Annotated in this window: 19 protein-coding genes, 1 other RNA gene and 2 other annotated features; of the genes, 5 read left to right on the forward strand and 15 right to left on the reverse strand. The window is 42.5% G+C overall.

The window, feature by feature from the left end; translation table 11 throughout:
• Window positions 1-55: 55 nt before the first annotated feature.
• Both alaS and LCD34_RS02985 read right to left on the reverse strand, forming a co-directional pair.
• Window positions 56-2,692, reverse strand: coding sequence for an alanine--tRNA ligase (gene alaS, locus LCD34_RS02980; protein WP_017358103.1), 2,637 nt, complete (start codon window positions 2,690-2,692; stop codon window positions 56-58).
• 79 nt (window positions 2,693-2,771) lie between these two features.
• Window positions 2,772-2,979, reverse strand: a binding site (T-box leader).
• Between the two features lie 43 nt (window positions 2,980-3,022).
• Window positions 3,023-4,087: an AI-2E family transporter gene (locus LCD34_RS02985; protein ID WP_076822327.1), complete on the reverse strand. Its 1,065-nt coding sequence runs from the start codon at window positions 4,085-4,087 to the stop codon at window positions 3,023-3,025.
• A 225-nt stretch (window positions 4,088-4,312) separates the two neighbouring features.
• Here LCD34_RS02985 and LCD34_RS02990 point away from each other — a divergent pair, with 225 nt between their 5' ends.
• From LCD34_RS02990 to LCD34_RS03005, 4 genes are all read left to right on the forward strand, one after another.
• The gene (locus LCD34_RS02990) at window positions 4,313-5,041 is read left to right on the forward strand and encodes an amino acid ABC transporter ATP-binding protein (RefSeq protein ID WP_007501456.1); all 729 of its coding nucleotides are present in this window, start codon (window positions 4,313-4,315) and stop codon (window positions 5,039-5,041) included.
• A gap of 14 nt (window positions 5,042-5,055) precedes the next feature.
• Window positions 5,056-5,865 carry a transporter substrate-binding domain-containing protein gene (locus LCD34_RS02995; protein ID WP_224558496.1) on the forward strand — a complete coding sequence of 270 codons (810 nt, stop codon included), beginning with the start codon at window positions 5,056-5,058 and terminating at the stop codon, window positions 5,863-5,865.
• Window positions 5,866-5,945: 80 nt separating this feature from the next.
• Window positions 5,946-6,599 (forward strand): amino acid ABC transporter permease, encoded by a 654-nt coding sequence (locus tag LCD34_RS03000; RefSeq protein ID WP_007501460.1) that lies wholly within the window; start codon window positions 5,946-5,948, stop codon window positions 6,597-6,599.
• A gap of 15 nt (window positions 6,600-6,614) precedes the next feature.
• Window positions 6,615-7,265 carry an amino acid ABC transporter permease gene (locus tag LCD34_RS03005; RefSeq protein ID WP_017367699.1) on the forward strand — a complete coding sequence of 217 codons (651 nt, stop codon included), beginning with the start codon at window positions 6,615-6,617 and terminating at the stop codon, window positions 7,263-7,265.
• Window positions 7,266-7,303: 38 nt separating this feature from the next.
• On the opposite strand, the gene LCD34_RS03010 is transcribed toward LCD34_RS03005, so the two are convergent.
• The 8 genes from LCD34_RS03010 to cymR form a co-directional block, all read right to left on the reverse strand.
• Window positions 7,304-7,435, reverse strand: coding sequence for a YrzQ family protein (locus LCD34_RS03010; RefSeq protein ID WP_008362324.1), 132 nt, complete (start codon window positions 7,433-7,435; stop codon window positions 7,304-7,306).
• A gap of 20 nt (window positions 7,436-7,455) precedes the next feature.
• A complete protein-coding gene (locus tag LCD34_RS03015; RefSeq protein WP_003216308.1) occupies window positions 7,456-7,647 on the reverse strand; it encodes a hypothetical protein in 192 nt (63 codons plus the stop codon).
• Between the two features lie 13 nt (window positions 7,648-7,660).
• The gene (locus LCD34_RS03020) at window positions 7,661-8,119 is read right to left on the reverse strand and encodes a PRC-barrel domain-containing protein (RefSeq protein WP_224558497.1); all 459 of its coding nucleotides are present in this window, start codon (window positions 8,117-8,119) and stop codon (window positions 7,661-7,663) included.
• Between the two features lie 287 nt (window positions 8,120-8,406).
• Window positions 8,407-10,791 carry an ATP-dependent RecD-like DNA helicase gene (locus tag LCD34_RS03025; protein ID WP_224558498.1) on the reverse strand — a complete coding sequence of 795 codons (2,385 nt, stop codon included), beginning with the start codon at window positions 10,789-10,791 and terminating at the stop codon, window positions 8,407-8,409.
• Window positions 10,792-10,810: 19 nt separating this feature from the next.
• Complete coding sequence (locus LCD34_RS03030) at window positions 10,811-11,464, reverse strand: tetratricopeptide repeat protein (protein ID WP_048001807.1); 654 nt, start codon at window positions 11,462-11,464, stop codon at window positions 10,811-10,813.
• 61 nt (window positions 11,465-11,525) lie between these two features.
• Complete coding sequence (gene mnmA / locus LCD34_RS03035; protein ID WP_008342709.1) at window positions 11,526-12,644, reverse strand: tRNA 2-thiouridine(34) synthase MnmA; 1,119 nt, start codon at window positions 12,642-12,644, stop codon at window positions 11,526-11,528.
• Between the two features lie 94 nt (window positions 12,645-12,738).
• The gene (locus tag LCD34_RS03040; RefSeq protein ID WP_224558499.1) at window positions 12,739-13,881 is read right to left on the reverse strand and encodes a cysteine desulfurase family protein; all 1,143 of its coding nucleotides are present in this window, start codon (window positions 13,879-13,881) and stop codon (window positions 12,739-12,741) included.
• An 18-nt stretch (window positions 13,882-13,899) separates the two neighbouring features.
• A complete protein-coding gene (gene cymR, locus LCD34_RS03045) occupies window positions 13,900-14,319 on the reverse strand; it encodes a cysteine metabolism transcriptional regulator CymR (RefSeq protein WP_008342713.1) in 420 nt (139 codons plus the stop codon).
• Window positions 14,320-14,526: 207 nt separating this feature from the next.
• On the opposite strand from cymR, the gene LCD34_RS03050 reads away from it, so the two are divergent.
• Entirely contained in the window at window positions 14,527-15,792 is a 1,266-nt protein-coding gene (locus LCD34_RS03050) for a replication-associated recombination protein A (protein WP_224558500.1), read from the forward strand.
• A 32-nt stretch (window positions 15,793-15,824) separates the two neighbouring features.
• Here the strand turns inward: LCD34_RS03050 and LCD34_RS03055 are convergent, their stop codons facing one another.
• The 5 genes from LCD34_RS03055 to LCD34_RS03075 all read right to left on the reverse strand — a co-directional run bounded on the left by LCD34_RS03055 (window position 15,825) and on the right by LCD34_RS03075 (window position 20,553).
• Window positions 15,825-16,589 carry a ThiF family adenylyltransferase gene (locus tag LCD34_RS03055; protein ID WP_008342718.1) on the reverse strand — a complete coding sequence of 255 codons (765 nt, stop codon included), beginning with the start codon at window positions 16,587-16,589 and terminating at the stop codon, window positions 15,825-15,827.
• A gap of 92 nt (window positions 16,590-16,681) precedes the next feature.
• A non-coding RNA gene (gene ssrS / locus LCD34_RS03060) (6S RNA) lies at window positions 16,682-16,862 on the reverse strand.
• A 77-nt stretch (window positions 16,863-16,939) separates the two neighbouring features.
• On the reverse strand, window positions 16,940-18,718 hold the full coding sequence (gene aspS, locus LCD34_RS03065) for an aspartate--tRNA ligase (RefSeq protein WP_224558501.1): 1,779 nt from the start codon (window positions 18,716-18,718) through the stop codon (window positions 16,940-16,942).
• 18 nt (window positions 18,719-18,736) lie between these two features.
• Window positions 18,737-20,011 carry a histidine--tRNA ligase gene (hisS, locus tag LCD34_RS03070; protein ID WP_017358112.1) on the reverse strand — a complete coding sequence of 425 codons (1,275 nt, stop codon included), beginning with the start codon at window positions 20,009-20,011 and terminating at the stop codon, window positions 18,737-18,739.
• A gap of 73 nt (window positions 20,012-20,084) precedes the next feature.
• Window positions 20,085-20,324 (reverse strand) — a binding site (T-box leader).
• Between the two features lie 58 nt (window positions 20,325-20,382).
• Window positions 20,383-20,553 (reverse strand): YrzK family protein, encoded by a 171-nt coding sequence (locus LCD34_RS03075; RefSeq protein WP_003216250.1) that lies wholly within the window; start codon window positions 20,551-20,553, stop codon window positions 20,383-20,385.
• Window positions 20,554-20,593 lie beyond the last annotated feature (40 nt).

Below are 20,593 nucleotides of genomic sequence, written 5' to 3' on the forward strand. Positions count from 1 at the left end.
CAAGCTTTTTTCTAACCGCTCATCTAATACCATTATTCTACACTACATTGACTGATTATAAAACGGATTTGACAGATTCTTCGACAGTTGCCAGTGCTTCTTCAAGCTTTTCTGGCTGTTTCCCGCCTGCTTGTGCCATATCTGGGCGTCCGCCTCCGCCTCCGCCGCAAATTTCAGCTGCCTGCTTCACAAGTTTTCCTGCATGAAGACCTTTTTCAATGACGTCTTTTGTCACACCGGCTGAAATGTTGACTTTTCCATTTTGAACGGCACCAAGTACGATGACAGCTGAACCTAATTTCGCTTTTAAGTCATCAACCATCGTTCTTAAATGGTTCATGTCTTTGGCGTTTACTTTTTCAGTTAACACGTTCACTCCGCCAACTTCGATGACTTTTTCTAAAATAGAGCCAGCTTCTGCTTGACTTAATTTCGCAAGAAGTGATTCGTTTTCTCTTTGAACTTCTTTTAAATCAGCCTGCAAGGAAGCGATGCGTTTTGGTACATCTTTTGTATTTGATTTCAGTTCATTAGCTGCCTTTTCTAAAATCGCAAGCTGATCATTTAATTCTTCATAAGCACCTTTACCTGTTACAGCCTCAATACGGCGTGTTCCAGCACCAATACCCGATTCAGATGCAATTTTAAACAATCCGATCTCCGCAGTGTTTTGAACGTGACAGCCTCCGCATAACTCGATGCTGTAATCACCCACTTGCACCACACGGACAATATCGCCATACTTCTCGCCAAACAGCGCCATTGCGCCCATTTCTTTTGCTTCAGCAATTGGTTTCAGGTCAATGGCAACCGAAATGCCTTCCCAAATCTTTTCGTTGACGATTTTTTCAATTTGTGACAATTCTTCTTTTGTTACTTGTCCAAAGTGAGAAAAGTCAAAGCGAAGTCTGTTTTCATTCACAAGTGAACCCGCTTGGTTAACGTGGCTACCCAATACATCTTTTAGCGCTTGGTGCAAAAGATGTGTCGCTGTGTGATTTTTCACAATGCCTTTTCGAAGCGCTGATTCGACTTCTGCAGTGACTTCAATGCCTTTTTGAACCGTACCACTTACGACGACTCCTTCGTGGACATGCTGGCCGTTTGGCGCCTTTTTCACATCTTTGATATCAATGATCGCTTCGGCACTTTTTAACGTTCCTTTATCCGCCACTTGTCCGCCGCTTTCCGCATAGAAAGGTGTTTCATCTAATAAAATTTGCACCGTTTCCCCTTCGTGTGCTTCTGTGACAATTTCACCGTTTTGAAGCAATTCGATAATACGAGCATCTGCAGTTAAATTTTCGTAGCCCACAAACGTACTTTCTGCTTTTATATCGCCTAAAGCCCCGCCTTGAACCTGCATACTGCCCACATCTTGTCTGGCATTTCTTGCACGTTCACGCTGCTTCTCCATTTCTAGCTGGAAGCCTTCACGATCGACTGTCATGTTCTCATCTTCAGCATATTCTTCTGTGAGTTCGACCGGGAATCCATATGTGTCATAAAGCTTAAACACATCTTTACCGGAAATTTGTGAGCTGCCATTGTCTCGTTCTTTTTTGATCACTTCTGATAAAATGGCTAACCCTTCATTCAGTGTCTCATGGAAACGCTCTTCTTCATTTTTGATCACTTTTGCAATAAATTCTTCTTTTGCTTGAACATCTGGATAGAAATCCTTCATGATCTCCGCAACAACTGGAACTAGATCATACATGAATGGACGGTGGATATGGATCGTTTTTGCATAACGCACAGCACGGCGCAGCAAACGTCTTAACACATAACCTCGGCCTTCATTAGAAGGAAGTGCTCCGTCACTGACGGCAAAGGCAACAGTACGAATATGGTCAGCAATGACTTTAAATGCTGTGTCTTTTTCTTTTGACTCCCCATAGCTTTCTCCAGAAATCGTTTCTACTGCACGAATAATCGGCATGAACAGGTCTGTATCAAAGTTCGTCGGTACGTTTTGAATCACAGAGACCATACGCTCAAGACCCATTCCTGTATCAATGTTTTTCTTCGGAAGCGGTGTATATGTACCATCTGGATTATGGTTAAATTCAGAAAAAACAAGATTCCATACTTCTAGATAACGTTCATTTTCTCCGCCTGGATATAATTCAGGGTCGTTCATGTCGTTGCCATATGCTTCGCCGCGATCATAGAAAATTTCTGTATTCGGACCACTTGGCCCCTCGCCAATATCCCAGAAGTTGCCCTCTAGACGAATAATTCGTTCCTCAGGGACACCCATTTTATCTCTCCAAAGAACATATGCTTCTTCATCCTCTGGATGCACTGTTACAGATAACAGATTCGGATCAAAGCCAATCCACTCGTCACTTGTGAGGAATTCCCAAGCCCATTCGATTGCCTCTTCTTTGAAATAGTCTCCAATAGAGAAGTTGCCCAGCATTTCAAAAAACGTATGATGACGTGCTGTTTTCCCTACATTTTCAATGTCATTTGTACGAATTGATTTTTGTGCGTTGCAAATACGCGGATTCTCAGGCACGACGCGGCCATCGAAGTATTTCTTTAATGTTGCCACCCCGCTGTTAATCCATAAAAGTGTTGGATCGTCATGCGGTACGAGGGACGCACTCGGTTCGACAGCATGTCCTTTTTCTTTGAAAAAATCTAAAAACATTTGACGTACTTGAGCTGAAGTTAAAGTTTTCATCATAAATCCTCCCTTTTTTATTCTCAATCTTCACACAAACGAAAAAACATCCCGCCCTATGCAAGCAAAAAACTACTTACACAGGGACGAGATGCTCTCGCGGTACCACCCTGATTATAGACATATGCGTCTATCACCTTCACATCCGATAACGCCGGAAGAGAGCGGCAGTGTTTATCTGCACTCGGGACTAGCTTCCGTTAAAGGTCTGATAAGGCTTTTCTCAGCAAACAAAGCCTCTCTCTGCAACAGCTTTTTAACGTACTCGGGTCCGTCATTGAATTCAATATGTATGAATCGAAATTATTATAGACAACTCGGCTCGTCTTGTCAATGAACGCTTCGTCTCATGAGAATATATTGCACAATGATGACCCTCATAATGGCTGCGGACGGCACGGCTAAAATCATCCCAATCAAGCCAAACAACTCACCTCCAGCGAGTAACACCAGCATGATTACGACAGGATGCATATGCAGGCTTCTCCCGACAATGATCGGACTCAGTACATTGCTTTCTAAAAATTGAAGCACGGCTACTGTAATTAGCACAATGATCACTGACTTCACTGAGATGGTAAAAGCGATAAAGACAGCTGGAATCGCTCCAATAATCGGGCCAAAATACGGAATGACATTCGTTGCGCCGATTAACATACCTAGTACAAGCGGATATGGAATATGAAACAGCCAAAGAACAATGGCAGCAGCACCTCCAATTAAAGAACAGACAAGCAATTGCCCTCTAATATAATCCCCAAGTGAGTCATCCACTGCTTTCACAAAGGCATGTCCCCTTTTTCGAAAGCTTGGCGGGGTTAAATACCATGCTGCCCGCTTCATCGTGTTCATATCTTTCACCATATAAAAGACAAGAAAAGGAATAAGTGCAGCAACTAAGGCGTAATCAAGCAATACTTTACAGCTAAGAATCATCCGCTCTGCCCCATTTGCGGCATACGTCTCAGATTGGACAATAAAACGATCCAGCCGTTCATGTAGTCCATCAGGCCAGTGGCTTGTATGACGATGAACATGTGATAAAGCACCATTATACGTTTCGGCAAGCATGGGAATTTGCTCCGACAATTCATTTAATTGAGCGATTAAAACCGGTGCCCCTTTATACACAGCCAAACCAATGCCGCCAAAAAACAGCACATATATCAATAAGAGACTGACCGTCCTTGGCAAACCTCGCTTATGTAGTCTTTCAACAATTGGATAAAGAAGATAAGAAATAAAAATAGCGATAAGAAGCGGGATCAAAACCGCTTTAAGCAATAAAAAAATAGGCATCCATAACTCGTCGAGCTGAACCAAAATGAGTAAAGACGCAAGGACAAGCAGTACACCTGCAGCATATATTAGAAACTCGATCGGACGTTTCTTCACCTTTTTCACCTCTCTTCTTATTGTTTAACCAACTTCTGCAATTATCCATGTAAATAAAATTTGTCCTAACTTTGTTAAAAATGAATACACATGAAACATACGGCTCCATCCAAAGTCACTGTTTGCTGTAAAAATCTCGTTAGAAAATATTCCATTATTTTCTTATTTTCGCCTCATTTATGCTAGAATCCGCTTTAGCTCAATCATTAGAAGAGGAGGTTCTTCATGATCACATTCGAAGAAGTCAACAAGCATTACGGCCAGTTCCATGTACTTAAGGACATTAACCTACATATTCAAAAAGGTGAGGTTGTTGTGATCATCGGTCCTTCAGGGTCTGGAAAAAGCACGATGCTCAGGTGTATCAATCGTCTTGAAAGCATTGATGAAGGAAAAGTCCTTGTCAATCAAGTGTCTGTTCAGCATCCGAAAACAAACATCAATCTCATCAGGCAAAATATCGGGATGGTGTTTCAGCACTTCCATCTTTATCCGCATAAGACGGTGCTTGAAAACATTATGCTTGCGCCGATGAAGGTTAAAAAAGTGAGCAAAGAAGAAGCAAAGGAAACAGCTGAATTTTATTTAAATAAAGTTGGCATTCCTGAAAAAGCAGACACCTACCCTTCTAGACTCTCAGGAGGACAGCAGCAGCGTGTGGCAATCGCAAGGGGACTTGCAATGAAACCTGAGGTCATGCTTTTCGATGAACCAACATCAGCTCTTGATCCAGAGATGATTGGTGAGGTGCTAGATGTGATGAAACAGCTGGCAAGGGAAGGAATGACAATGGTCGTTGTCACGCACGAGATGGGGTTTGCCCGTGAAGTCGCAGACCGTATTGTGTTTATTGATGAAGGAAGAATTCTTGAAGAATCTACACCAGCTGCCTTTTATGAAAAACCGCGCGAGAAACGCGCTCAGCTCTTTTTAAGCCGTATTTTAAATCACTAGGGGGAATGAATTTGATGAAAAAAATGAAACGCTTTGGCCTATTACTGTTGATGACTTGCTGTATGATCGCTCTCGCTGCCTGCGGCTCTGCCGAGAAAGGCTCAACCGATGCAAAACAAGGCAGCTCATTAGAAGCCATTAAGAAAGACAAAAAAATCGTTTTCGGTGTGAAAAATGATACTCGTTTATTTGGTCTAAAAAATCCTAGCAGTGGGGATATCGAAGGGTTTGATATTGATATAGCAAAAGCGATCACTAAAGAAATGCTCGGTGATGAAGGAAAAGCAGAATTCAAAGAAGTGACATCTAAAACAAGGATTCCTTTACTGCAAAAAGGAGATATTCATGCCATTGTTGCCACAATGACGATCACAGAAGAGCGTAAAAAAGAGGTCAATTTCTCAGATGTATACTTTGAAGCAGGACAATCACTGCTTGTGAAAAAAGGCAGCGACATTCAATCGATTGATGATCTTAAAAAAGGTACGAAGGTGCTTGCAGTGAAAGGGTCCACTTCTTCTCAAAACATTCGCGAAAAAGCACCAAAAGCATCCGTTTTAGAATTTGAAAATTATCAAGAAGCCTTTACAGCCTTAAAATCAAATCAAGGGCAAGTTCTGACAACTGATAATGCAATTTTATTTGGCATGGCAGACGAAGATTCAAATTATGAAGTCGTTGGCGGAACATTTACCGATGAGCCTTATGGCATCGCTGTGAAAAAAGGCGATGAAGAATTGACAGAAGTCATTAATAAAGCGTTAAAGGCATTAAAAGACAATGGAGAGTATGACAAGATTCATAAAAAATGGATCAAAGAATAATCAATTGACTCGATCAACCTCAACACCCTCAGGAGAGCCGCTTGCCGGCTCCTCTGTTGATTAGGAAGGAAGTGAACTGATTGCTGCGGTTTTCCATTTTAACTGAGAACTTCCATCTTTATTTAGAAGGGTTTAAATATACGATTGGTGCAAGTGTCATTGCGTTGATTGGAAGCTTTTTCATCGGTACACTCATTGCCATTATGAGAATTGCGCCACTAAGGCCGCTCAACTGGTTAGGGACGGCTTACGTGGAATTTATTCGGAATATTCCGTTATTATTGATCACCTTTGTGTTCTTCTTTGGTTTACCGGTACTTGGCATTGTGGCAGATGGCTTTACAGCAGGAACCATTGCCCTCTCCATTTATACGTCTGCTTTTATCGCTGAAGCCATTCGTGCAGGTATACAAGCTGTACCGCTTGGACAAATGGAAGCAGCTAGAGCTTCTGGCCTGTCATATGGCGGAACGATGCGATATATTATTCTGCCGCAGGCAATCAAAATTGTCATTCCCCCACTTGGGAATCAATTTATCAATCTTGTGAAAAACTCGTCTATTTTAGGTGTCATTGCAGGGTTTGATCTGATGTACCAAGGAGACCTTATCGCTTCGAGAACGTTTGTGACATTTGATGTATACATCTTTGTTGCCATGTTCTATCTTCTATTGACCATTCCGCTTAGTCTAGGCGTTGGTTATTTAGAAAAAAGATTAGCCCGAAGCCACTAGAAAGGAGGAAACACAATGGATTTTATAGGTGCCTACCAGCCCGATCATCTCGCCTTTTTACTTGAAGGATTTGCTGTCACCTTAAAAGTGGCTTTTATCTCCATCATTTTAAGCTTTATCATCGGATTAGTCGTTGGCACATTGAGGTTCGCACAAATCCCTATTTTATCAAAGGTGCTTGCGGTCATTGTTGAAACCGTCCGGAACCTGCCGCTTTTGCTGATCATCTTTTTTACGTATTTCGCCCTGCCTGAAATCGGTATTAAGCTGAGCATCACCGCCTCTGCCATTGCGGCTTTAACCGTGTTTGAATCCGCCATGCTGTCAGAAATCATTCGCAGTGGGTTAAAATCAATTGATAAAGGACAAATCGAAGCGGCCAGGTCCTCTGGCTTAACGTATATTCAAACGTTAAAAATGATTATCATGCCACAGGCGTTACGCCGAATGGTACCGCCGATTGTCAGCCAATTTATTTCTCTTTTAAAAGATACATCGCTTGCCGTTGTGATTGCCCTTCCAGAATTATTGCATCACGCACAGATTTTAAATGGTCAAAGCCAATCTTATTTACTTCCTATTTTCCTCTTGGCGGCCATGATGTATTTTGTTGTTAACTTCAGCTTGTCCTTACTTGCACGGAGATTAGAGTACAGGCAGGCATAAAAAAAGGACATCCGCTCATGGTGGATGTCCCTTTTTGTTTAAAACATTCGCATAACTCGTTTTCTCATCTTTTTCATATCCCGCTTAGATGGCATATCATATCGACTTGCAAAGTGATATGCGAGTGCACCTGCACCAAGCGTTAATAGTGAAGAAGTCATTTTGCCCATTCGAAATTCCCCCTTAACACTTATAGTTGAATTGAACGTTCATCATCACTAAACAGGTCGTCTAAACTGCTTAGTGTACCGTCTTCCTCCACTTGGTGAGTAGATATTTTGCCTTTTGACAGCGTCAATTCAATAAAACAGCCCCAGCAATAATATTGATTGACCCCAATTTTTCCGATGTCTTTACATTTGCAATTTGGGCAAATGAGCATATTCAGCACCTCTTTACGTTCGGTTTAGAACAAGTGCTTCCTTTTGAACGTCCATCAAGGTTCCGGCAGCATGCAGCTGCTTTCGAATCCCTGATAGCTCTGTAAAGAAGCCGTCCGAGAGTTCATATGCTACGATTGTGCCCGAATTCATGCAAAAGTATACATCTTCCAAAACACCTAATGTTTCACCATCTGGCGTATGGATCATTTTCTTTTTTAATTTCGAAAAGAAGAAGGATGGGGCGGAGGCATCTATTTCGACTCCCTTCTGGCAGCTCACATATAGACCTTCGTCTGTCAGTTTGTCGCCAGCTGAGAATGGAATGAAAGCACAGTCTTTCTTTTTCCCATCTAATACATATCCTCCGCAGCTGCCGCCGGCTAAAAAGCAAATATCTTTGATCGCCCCAAGTGAATGAGACAGCTCGTCTGTATAGATCGTCAGTCCTTCAAGCTCTCGACATGTTCTCAAAATGTGATCAACCACCTTTTCGGAACAGTCTTATCGTGTGCGTTTCCTCTATGACTCATACGAAGAAATGGCTTCCATGAAGGAAGCCATCAGCGTGTAGACAAACCCTCGCATTCTTTGTCAGTCCTGCGTGCTGGTGCTCACGAATGACAAATTCGCTCCACGCCAGTACTCGTCCTTCTTAGGGCTGCAAAGGTTTTCTTTCACGCTGAAAAAAAAACAAAGGGCTAAAATCAAGTTCATTTTAGCCCTTTGTTTAACAATATGATGGCTTCCATGGAAGCCATTTACTCTTGCATAAAATCAAACGGAGTGATTCCCTCCATGCCAATATTGGCATCGTGTACGCTGAAAGGAAGTTCTTTTTGGAGGGCTGCTAGCTCAGCATCCATGACTTCTTCCGTTTCAGTAAGACGCATGGTTAAAGACGTTTGTCTGAGGGAGTCTTCATTATTTTTCACGCCCCACTCTAATGCTGATTCCTCGCCGCACAAAATTAAAAACTTTTTACTTCGTGTAATGGCCGTGTAGAGCAAATTTCTTCGAAGCATTCGATAATAACTTCTCACGACTGGCAGCACCACGATTGGGAATTCACTGCCCTGGGATTTATGAATTGAGCAACAATAAGCGTGTGTAAATTGATGAAAATCTTTTTTCGTAAACGTGATTTCATTTCCATCAAAGGAGATGACCGCCATATCTTCTTTTTCTGTGTTTTCTTTCGCATAAAAGATCGAGACAATTTCGCCAATATCTCCATTAAAAATGTTATTCTCGGGCTGATTGACAAGCTGAAGTACCTTATCACCTGTCCGGTAGACGACATCACCAAAAGGAATTTCTCTTCCTTTTGGCTTTTTAGGATTCAGAATTTGCTGAAGCATTTTATTCAGTTCATTAATGCCTGCTTTTCCTTTATACATCGGGGCAAGCACTTGAATGTCCTTTGCTGAATAACCCTTTTGAGCAGCATTACTGACCACTTTCTCGATGACTTCTTTCATTTGGTCACTAGAGCATTGAATAAAGGATCGATCCTTCGAGCGTGCAGTAATATCCTTTGGCAAAACACCATTTTTCATATCATGCGCAAGCTCAACAATTGTTGAACCGTCTGCCTGCCGGTAAATATCAGTTAATGTAACTGCCGGTATAGCTTGTGACGCAAGCAGGTCTCTTAACACTTGACCAGGCCCGACAGATGGAAGTTGATGTTCGTCTCCAACCATAATGACTTGAATATGATCTGGGATCGCCTTAAACAAATGGTTCGCCAGCCAAATATCCAGCATACTCGATTCATCAATGATAACAAGCTTTCCTTCAATCGGCTGGTCTTCATCATGTGAGAAGCCTTCTGATCCATTCCAGCCTAGCAACCGGTGAATGGTCACAGCAGGAAGTCCAGTGGATTCTGTCATTCGTTTCGCAGCACGTCCAGTTGGTGCGGCAAGCACGAACGGAAATGCTTCATCCTTTTTATAATCACCCGGGTCAAGAGATACGCCGTGAAGATCGCTGTAAAGCTCGACAATCCCTTTAATGACCGTCGTTTTCCCTGTACCCGGTCCGCCTGTTAAAAGCAGCATTGGAGACATGAGTGCCTTTTGAATGGCTTCTTTTTGGGTTGGTGCATACTGGACACCAAGCCGTTCCTCCAGTTCACCGAGTGCAAGCAGAAATTCTGATTCAGGAAATTGATCTGCATATTCCGTTTGAGCGACAATTTTTTGAATGCGTTTTGCCACACTTTGCTCCGCATAAAAGAGCGACGGATGATAACAGCGCTCATCTTCAATGATCATGTCTTTCCCTTCACCAAGTGCAATAATCTGATTGGCAACGTCCATTTCAGTCACTTTGTAGTCATTGCCGGTTTGATTCAGTAGTTTACGGGTTTCGACGATCAGATCTTTCGTTTGTATGTACGTATGACCGTCTTGCAGGCTTGCTGTCTCAACGGTATACAAAAGGGCTGCACGAATGCGGTCTGGATCATTTCCAGATATCCCTGTTCTAGCGCCGAGTTCATCTGCTTTAATAAATCCAATCCCCTCTACGTCTTTGACGAGCTGATAAGGATTTTCTTCAATTTTCTGCAACGTTTCACTCTCGTACGCTTGGTAAATCTTCATGCTAAGCTGAGGACCAAAGCCATATTGATTCAGGCTGATCATGATTTGCTCAAGCCCTTGATGCTCCTGAAGTGTGGCAGCCAGCTTATCTGCCTTCTTTTTTGACAGGCGAGGGACGTCATACAAAACAGACGGATCACGCATAATTTGATGAAGCGTCTGATTGCCAAGCTTGCCGACGATTTCTTCCGCCGTCTTTTTTCCAATCCCTTCAAACAAGTCACTAGAGAGATAATGAATGATGCCTTGCTTTGTTGTAGGGACTTCCTTTTGAAAATGAGTGGCTTGAAACTGCTCGCCAAACTTCGGATGACTTGTGACCTTGCCATAGAAGGTGTAGGTTTCCTCCTCATGAAGCGCTGGGAAGTAGCCTGTGACAGATGCTGTTTTTTCCTCTAAATTCTCTGATGTTTCAATGACTTTTACTTTTAACACCGAGTATAAATTACTTTCGTTATGGAAAATAACGGCTTGAACCGTCCCTTTTAAAAACGGTTCGTCTTCAAGCTTCATTTGATCTGGATGTTCCTGCACAGGTCTTCCCTCCTTCCGGTTATTCTGCCTCTTGAATTAGCTTTTGCGCATGCAATGCAAGCATATGATCAGGCTGCACGTCAATGGCTTTTCCTAGCATTTCAAGCGCTTCATCTTTTTTTTCTAAATACGCATACGCAACGCCTGCATTATAAAAGGCGTCTGCATGCTGCGGATCTCGCGCAATCACTTCAGTAAAGACTGCGACCGCTTCCTCCAGCAGATGTTCATTCGCTAAGCACATACCAAATTGAAATCTTGCTTCGTTATCTTCTTCGTTTAGCTCAACTGCACGCTGAAGATAAGGCATCGCAAGCTTCGGCTGCTCTAATTTCATCAGTGTCTGCCCTAACATATAAAACAAATCACTGTTTTCCATTCCAGCTTGTAGCGCTTGCTCAAAATAGTCTTTCGCTTTCATAAAGTCTTCTTTCATCGTGTAGACATTTCCTGCTCCGTAATAGGCTGCAGCTGCTGTATGATCAAGTTCAATGGCTTTTTGAAAGAAGTTCAAAGCACGTTCAAATTCATGAACACTTGAAAGTAAATTCGCAAAGTTAATATATGGAACCGGGTCCTTTGGGCTTTCTTCAATGGCTTTCGTAAAAGCTTCAGCTGCCTGTTCGATGTTCCCTTGATTTAAAGCTTCAATACCGATTTCGTTATGATTCATTCGCTCTCTTCATCCTTTCATTAAAAAACCTCAACAGCGACGTTGAGGTTTTTAACACATGTTACACATACGACAGCTTTTGGCCATCTTTAAAGACATCGTCAATGGTCCCGCCGCCAAGACATTCTTCGCCATCATAAAAAACAACAGCTTGTCCTGGAGTGACAGCACGAACGGGTTCATCAAAGATCACCATTGCTTCCTGCTCACCTGTCATTTTGACTTTTACATGATGGTCTTCTTGACGGTATCGGAATTTTGCTGTGCATGTGAGTTCACCGTTTTCGCCGACAATATGAGGACGAGTCCAGCTGATGTTAACAGCTGAAATACTTTCAGAGTATAAAAGCGGATTGTGGAAGCCTTGTTCAACAAATAAGATATTTTTCTCTAAGTCCTTCCCAACAACGAACCACGGATCACCGCTTCCGCCAATGCCAAGTCCTTGGCGTTGACCGATCGTGTAATACATGAGTCCATCATGTTCACCTTTTACTTCTCCGTCCATTGTCTGCATCACACCGGGCTGTGCAGGCAAATATTGGCTAAGGAACGTTTTAAAGTTTCTTTCCCCAATAAAGCAGATGCCCGTAGAATCTTTTTTCGTTGCTGTTGCGAGCTCTGCTTCTTTCGCTAATTCACGCACTCTTTTTTTCTCTAAATCGCCGATTGGGAACAACACTTTATCAAGTTGTTCTTGAGTCAGCTGATTCAAGAAATAAGTTTGGTCTTTGTTTGTATCAAGACCTCTTAGCATTTTGACTTCATCGCCGGTTCTGTCGACACGGGCATAGTGGCCTGTTGCCAAATAATCCGCTCCAAGCGACAATGCATGCTCAAGAAATGCTTTGAACTTAATTTCTTTGTTACACATGACATCTGGGTTCGGCGTTCTGCCTGCTTTATATTCATCAAGAAAATATTGAAACACTTTGTCCCAATACTGTTTCTCGAAATTCACTGCATAATATGGGATTCCAATCTGGTTACAAACACGAATGACATCCTCATAGTCCTCCGTTGCTGTACATACACCATTTTCATCTGTGTCATCCCAGTTTTTCATAAATATGCCGATCACATCATAGCCTTGCTCCTTTAACATGAGCGCAGCAACTGATGAATCGACGCCTCCGGACATACCGACCACAACTCTTGTGTCTTCAGGTCTTTTTGTCATCTTCATCAACTCCAATTTCAATGAAACAACGTGCGCGTTTCGTTCTTCAGGTGCCTAGCTGTTTCATTTTTCACACACGAACAAAAGGGAGCATTTATTTGGCTAGGCGTTTCACGACAGCCGCTATCTTATGCGCCGCCTGCTTCACATGTTCCTCTTCATTTCCAAGACCGAAGCTTATTCTGACTGAGGATGTCAGCTCTTTTGCTTCTTCACCATACATGGCGCTTAATACGTGCGAAGGAAGGACAGATCCAGCCGTACATGCTGACCCGCTTGAAACAGCAATCCCTTCCATATCTAAGTTCACAAGTAACGATTCAATAGAAACGCCCGGGAAGTGGACATTTAAAATATGCGGCAATGTCTCTTTCGGGTGTCCATTGATAGAGAAATTGAGTGATTCCTCTTCGAATACTTGCAGCATCGCTTCTTTGAGCTTACCATAATGCACTGCTTTTTCTCTTCTATTTTGCTTTGTTAATTGAACTGCTTCTGCAAGCCCAATGATTCCCGCCACATTTTCAGTGCCAGCACGGCGTTTTCTTTCTTGTTCTCCTCCGAATAGCTGCGGAGAAAGTTTTACACGCTCATTGACGTATAAAAAGCCTGTTCCCATAGGGCCATTTAGTTTATGACCGGACGCAGATAAGAGGTCGATATGAAGTTCTGTGACATCAATTGATATTGTCCCAAATGCCTGTACTGCGTCTGTATGAAAATAAGCAGTGTGTTCGTGTAAAAGTTGACCAATTTCTTTGATTTTCTGAATCACACCCGTTTCATTATTGCCATACATGATGGTCACAAGAATTGTATCGTCTCTTAGTGCTTGTTTTAATTGATCAAGATGAATCAATCCAGTGTGATCCACATCTAAATACGTCACATCAAAACCAAGCTTCTCTAAGCGTTCGCATGTATGCAGCACTGCATGATGCTCAGTTTTTGTTGTGATGATATGTTTTCCTTCATGCTGCCTTGCCATTGCAACACCTGTAATGGCCAAGTTGTCTGCCTCTGTTCCCCCGCTTGTGAGGATGATCTCCTGCTGCTTACAGTGTAATTCTCCTGCAATGACTTCCCTTGCTTCATCGAGCCACTTTCTTGCCTCGCGCCCATATGAATGAATACTAGAGGGATTGCCAAATATCTCTGTAAAGTAGGGCATCATCTTGTCCACAATTCGCTGATCCATCGGCGTTGTGGCTGCATGATCTAAATAGATACGTTCCATTTCCGGTACACCTCTGATCTAAATATAGAACATATACGCCTCTTGATCCTCGTCATCTTTATAGCTTGCCAAGTCTTCAAGAGTTGTATTGTCTAGTACGTCTTTTACTGCATCACGAATACGAATCCAAAGTGCACGCTTTGCTGGCTCTTCGTTTTCGATCACTTCTACAGGACTAATAGGTCCTTCTAATACTCGAATAATATCACCGGCTGTAATCTCGTTTGGCTCATGGGCAAGCACATAGCCGCCATACGCTCCACGGATACTTTTCACAAGACGTGCATTGCGAAGTGGTGATACAAGCTGCTCTAAATAATGCTCAGACAAATCATTGTTTTGAGCGATTGATTTTAATGATGTAGGGCCTTCGCCATGTTTTTTGGCTAATTCGATCATGATCGTCAGACCATATCTGCCTTTAGTAGAAATTTTCAAGTTAAACACCTCTGCGTTTTCTATTTCTATGTCATCAATTATTTTTCTGATTTCATATACGCTTATATAGACCAAAAGCAATTATATCATACTTTTAGCCAACTTTCATTTGCGGGTTCTGAGCTCAAAACGAGGACGCATCCCTTTTCTATTTGAAGAAATTTCGGTACTCTATACAAACAAGACATTGCTTTAGGAGAGATAATCATGAAACCTTTAGCGTATCGGATGCGCCCAAGTCATATTGGAGACATTATTGGGCAGGAGCATCTCGTTGGAGAAGGTCAAATTATTAGACGAATGGTCGAGGCAAAACATTTGTCCTCGATGATTTTATACGGACCGCCGGGAATCGGCAAAACATCCATTGCCACTGCAATCGCTGGCAGTACAAGCATTGCCTTCCGTACATTGAATGCGGTGATTCATAACAAAAAAGATATGGAAGCTGTCGCCGCTGAAGCGAAAATGAGTGGTCAAGTCATCTTGATTTTAGACGAAGTCCACAGACTCGATAAAGGGAAGCAGGATTTCCTTCTTCCGTATTTAGAAAATGGCATGATTATTTTAATTGGCGCGACAACAGCTAATCCGTATCATGCGATTAACCCAGCCATCCGTAGCCGGACACAAATATTTGAGCTGAAGCCGCTGGAAACAGAACAAATCAAAGCTGCATTATCTCGAGCTTTACAGGATGAACATCGCGGGCTTGGCGGTTATTCGGTCAAAGTTGATGAGGAGGCAATGAATCATTTTGCAAATGGATGCGGAGGAGATGTGCGTTCCGCTTTAAATGCGCTTGAACTAGCCGTTTTATCGACAAAATCGGATGAATCTGGACAGATCACGATCACTCTAGCTGCAGCAGAAGAATGTTTACAAAAAAAGAGCTTCTCGCATGATAAAAACGGTGATGCCCATTATGATGTCCTCTCGGCTTTTCAAAAATCCATTAGAGGGTCTGACGCAGATGCGGCACTTCATTACCTTGCAAGACTCATTGAAGCGGGAGACCTTGAAAGCATTTCGAGACGATTACTTGTGATGGCTTATGAAGATATTGGCTTAGCCAGCCCGCAGGCAGGGCCACGTGTGTTAAGCGCTGTTCAAACAGCTGAGAGAGTTGGTTTCCCAGAAGCACGAATTCCACTCGCTAATGCCGTGATTGAACTGTGTCTTTCTCCAAAGTCAAACTCCGCTTACCAAGCGATTGATGCGGCACTGCATGATATTCGCACGGGGAAAATTGGTGAAATTCCCGTTCATTTAAAAGATGCCCACTATAAAGGAGCAGCAGCACTTGGAAGGGGCGCCGATTACTTATATCCGCACGATTATGAAAATGGCTGGGTGAAGCAGCAATATTTACCTGATCCGCTGAAAAACAAACAATATTATGAACCAAAGCAAACTGGAAAATTTGAAGGTGCACTAAAGCAAGTGTATGAAAATTTAAGACGGCAAAAATAAAAAAAGCCCCCTGCTCTAAGCAGGCGGGCTGTTTATTTATCTTTCACACGTGTAATCGGAATATCTTTTAACAGTTTCATAATGACATGACCACCCATGATCAGTCCAGCCACAGATGGAACAAACGCATTGGATGAAGGCGGCATTTGCGCCTTACGAATTTTCGCTTCATCATTTCCAACTTCTTTTCTCACATCTTCACGAATGACAATCGGACTTTCATCAGAGAAAATAACTTCAATTCCCTTACGAATGCCTTCCTTCCGCAGGCGTGTTCTGACGACTTTCGCAATTGGGTCTGTATGTGTTTTCGAGATGTCATCAATTTTAAAACGTGTCGGATCTGTTTTATTTGCAGCACCCATACTCGAAATAATGTTCACATCGCGTTTCAGGCACTCTTTCATTAAATGAATTTTATAATGAATTGTATCTGATGCATCAATAACATAATCAAGTGGATACTCAAAGAATTGTTCATATGTTTCTTCTGTATAGAACATTTTGAGCGCAACAACTTCACATTCTGGGTTGATGTCAGCAATTCTTGCCTGCATTAAGTCAACTTTAGGCTGACCAACCGTTGATAGCAAAGCTGGTAGCTGCCTATTTACATTTGTAATATCAATATCATCTTTATCAACAAGAACAATACGGCCAACACCTGAACGAGCAAGGGCTTCTACTGCAAAAGAACCTACGCCGCCTACTCCAAGCACTGCAACTGTACTGTTTTTTAATATATTTAAGCCTTCCTTGCCAATGGCAAGCTCGTTTCTTGAAAACTGATGTAACAAGTGCCTCACTCCACCTTTATTTAAAATGAATCGAAAGAATCATATCATATTCAGCGTTCTCCGTCATCCTTCTCAAATAGAAAAAAACACAAAAAAGTCCCGATCACGCCGCCAGCTTTTCCTTCGTTTTGAACCCCGCACCATGCAGGTGGGTGCTTTCTTCCTCACTTTATAAGTCCTCAGAAGAGGCATTTATGCAGAAAGGAAAGGCAAGCTCCCGTAGAAAAAAATGTTCGGTCAAAACTAGGTAACCACCGTACGTATCAGGACTTTATTTATTGGTTGATGAAAGCATATCATAGGCATGTCCCTTTTTCAAGCGTTTACATGCCTATAAACATGCGCCTATTTTACTGTTTTACTTTTGTTTTAATCGCCAAACTCAGTTCATCTAGCTGCGCTTCGCTTACAGTGCCAGGAGCATCTGTGAGAACACAGCTTGCACTTGCCGTTTTCGGGAACGCAATGGTATCTCTTAGGTTAGATCGGCCGGCAAGCAGCATCACTAAGCGGTCAAGTCCAAGCGCAATTCCGCCGTGCGGAGGCACACCATGCTCAAATGCATCAAGAAGGAAGCCGAACTGATCGTACGCTTCTTCTTTAGAAAAGCCAAGTAAACCAAACATTTTCTCTTGAATGTCCTTTTCAAAAATACGAATAGAACCTCCGCCAAGCTCATAGCCGTTCAGCACAAGATCATACGCTTGAGCTTTCATATCTTCTGGACTTGTTTCAATTAATTCAAGATCATCACGAACTGGCATTGTGAAAGGATGGTGGGCAGCATAGAAGCGGCCTTCTTCTTCATCTTTTTCAAGCAGCGGCCAATCGACAACCCATAAGAAATTGAAGACAGACTCATCGATGAGTTTAAGCTCTTTGCCAAGTTTTAAGCGAAGTGCGCCAAGCGCATCATGGACAACAGACGTCTTATCTGCAACAAAGAGTAAAAGGTCGCCTTCTTCAACTTGAAGCTGTTCTTTTAATTCTGCTTGTTTTGACTCATCAAAGAATTTAGCGATTGGTCCTTTTAACTCTGTCCCTTCAGCTTTTAGCCAAGCAAGACCTTTTGCACCATAGTTCGCTGCAAATGCACCAAGTGCATCGATGTCTTTTCTTGAGTAGTTTGCTGCAGCCCCTTTGACATTAATCGCTTTGACAGCTCCACCATTGTTTACAGCACCGCTGAAGACTTTGAAATCTGAGTCTTTTACCGTGTCTGAAATGTTGACAAGCTTCATGTCAAATCGGGTATCTGGCTTGTCAGAACCATAGGAATTCATCGCTTCATCATACGTCATACGAGGTAATGGCAATGTCAGGTCAACACCTTTGACATCTTTCATCACCTTTGCCATCATCTCTTCAGCAAGCGTCATGATGTCTTCTTGGCTCATAAAGGACATTTCAATATCGACTTGTGTAAATTCCGGCTGACGGTCAGCACGTAAGTCTTCATCTCTAAAGCAGCGAGCGATTTGATAGTAGCGGTCCATCCCAGACACCATGAGCATTTGCTTAAATAATTGCGGAGACTGCGGCAGCGCATAGAATTCTCCTTCGTGTACACGGCTTGGCACAAGATAGTCACGAGCACCTTCTGGCGTACTTTTTGTTAAAATTGGCGTTTCAATGTCTAGAAAGCCGTGATCATCTAAGAAATGGCGGAATGCTTTTGTGACTTCATGTCGCATTTTCATCGTTTCAAACATCGCAGGGCGGCGAAGATCTAGGTAGCGGTATTTTAAGCGCACATCTTCTGATACCTCATCTGCTTGATCAGAAATCACAAATGGAGGCGTCTTGGCTTCATTTAAAACAGTGACCGTGTCGACTTGAATTTCAATTTTGCCTGTTTTTAAATTTGGGTTGATCGTGGCTTCTTCTCTTGCGACCACTGTCCCTTTAATATCAAGGACATATTCATTCCGAATCGATTCTGCTGTCTCAAGAGCCTCTTTTGATTGGTCTGGATGAAAGACAACTTGCACAATGCCTGTACGATCACGCAGGTCAATAAAGATTAATCCACCAAGGTCACGACGTTTTTGTACCCATCCTTTTAATACAACTGTTTGACCGATTTGGTCTTCTGTTACTTCTCCACAATAAAAAGTTCTACCAAACACAAACATTCCACTCCTTCTTTACGCTTTCTGGTGGGCTTTCATCATTTGAATCAGCTCATCAAGCTTCACTTCAATTTGTTCACCCGTTGTCGTATCTTTTACATTTACAATTTGCTGCGCCAGCTCATCTTCACCAAGAACTGCAATAAACTTGGCTTTCGAGCGGTCTGCGGCTTTAAATTGTGCTTTTAGCTTTTTCCCTGTATAGTCCATTTCACTTGAAATGCCTTCTTTTCTTAGGCGATTCAATAAGCCAACAGCATAATCTTTTGCTTGATCTCCTAATGCCGCAATATATAAATCAATGCCGTCTTGAACAGGAAGCTCAATCTTCTCTGCATCAATCGCTGATAGGAAACGTTCAATACTCATCGCAAAGCCGATACCTGGTGATTCAGGACCGCCAATTCCTTCAACGAGTCCATCATAACGGCCGCCGCCGGCTAATGTTGTGATCGCGCCAAAGCCTTCTGCATTACTCATAATCTCAAAGGCAGTGTGATTGTAATAATCAAGACCGCGCACTAAGTTCGGATCGACGACATATTCAATGCCTAGATCGGTTAAGTACTGTTTTACTTTTTCAAAATAAGTCCGTGATTCTTCATTTAAGTAATCTTGAATGGATGGTGCCGTTGCCATCAGTTCGTGGTCGCGGTCCTTTTTACAATCAAGAATACGCAATGGATTTTGATGCAAACGAATTTGGCAGTCATGACAGAATTCATCAATTCTTGGTTCAAAGTGCTCGACAAGTGCTTGACGGTAATCTGCACGGCTTTCTTTGTCACCAAGGCTGTTAATGACGAGTTTTAAGTTGGAAAGACCCGCTTTCTCATACACACTCATCGCTAATGAAATGACCTCTGCATCAATGGCAGGATCTTTTGAACCGATCGCTTCAATTCCGAATTGATAAAATTGACGATATCTTCCCGTTTGCGGACGCTCATAGCGGAACATTGGTCCAATGTAGTACAGCTTTGTAGGCTGTGCAGGCTGTGCAAACAGTTTATTTTCAACATAAGAACGGACAGTTGAAGCTGTTCCTTCTGGGCGAAGTGTGATGCTACGTCCTTTTTTGTCTTCAAATGTGTACATCTCTTTTTGAACGATATCTGTTGACTCGCCTACTCCTCGTGCAAACAGTTCCGTATGCTCAAAAATCGGTGTGCGGATTTCTTTGTATTGAAAGGCTGCACATGTATCTCTCGCAATTTGTTCAACATACTGCCAGCGTTCTGATTCTCCCGGTAAAATATCCTGTGTGCCTCTTGGAATATTAAAACTCATTTTTCGTCCTCCTACGACCATCATTCATTTTTTATGTGGACATATAAAAAACCCCCGCCTCTACTATGTGTATAGTAGGGACGAGAGTTATACCCGTGGTGCCACCCTAGTTGGAACATGATCTAGCCATGTTCCCGCTCAAATCCTTAACGCAGATTCACGTTCTCCGCCTAATGACTCATTTTTTGAGTGTTCAGCAGGAAACCTACAGAGTGTTCTTTCGTGATAAATGCCATGCGGATTCGCTTTCAGCCTAAGGCGATTCCTCTCTGCTCACGCAATTTACCCTACTATTCTCTATCATCAGTTCCACATTTTAAATTTTCAAGTGTGTTGATTTATATTATAATAAGGTCGGTGCTGCCACTCTGTCAACCCTTGCCGTGTCTCTTTTTCTTTTCCAGCTCTTCTTTTGACGTGCATCCGTACTCAGATGCCGTTTCTTCAAGGAAGCCTGGTTGATCCATTTCGTCGTGCTGCCAGCGATCGATATCACGATGTCCATTATATTGCACTCGTCCTAATTTTCTGCTTAATCTCATGTTTGTACATCCTTTTATCACATTTTTATCTAGTATAAAC

Source organism: Bacillus sp. RAR_M1_44, from assembly GCF_020165935.1.
GTDB lineage: Bacteria > Bacillota > Bacilli > Bacillales > Bacillaceae > Bacillus > Bacillus altitudinis.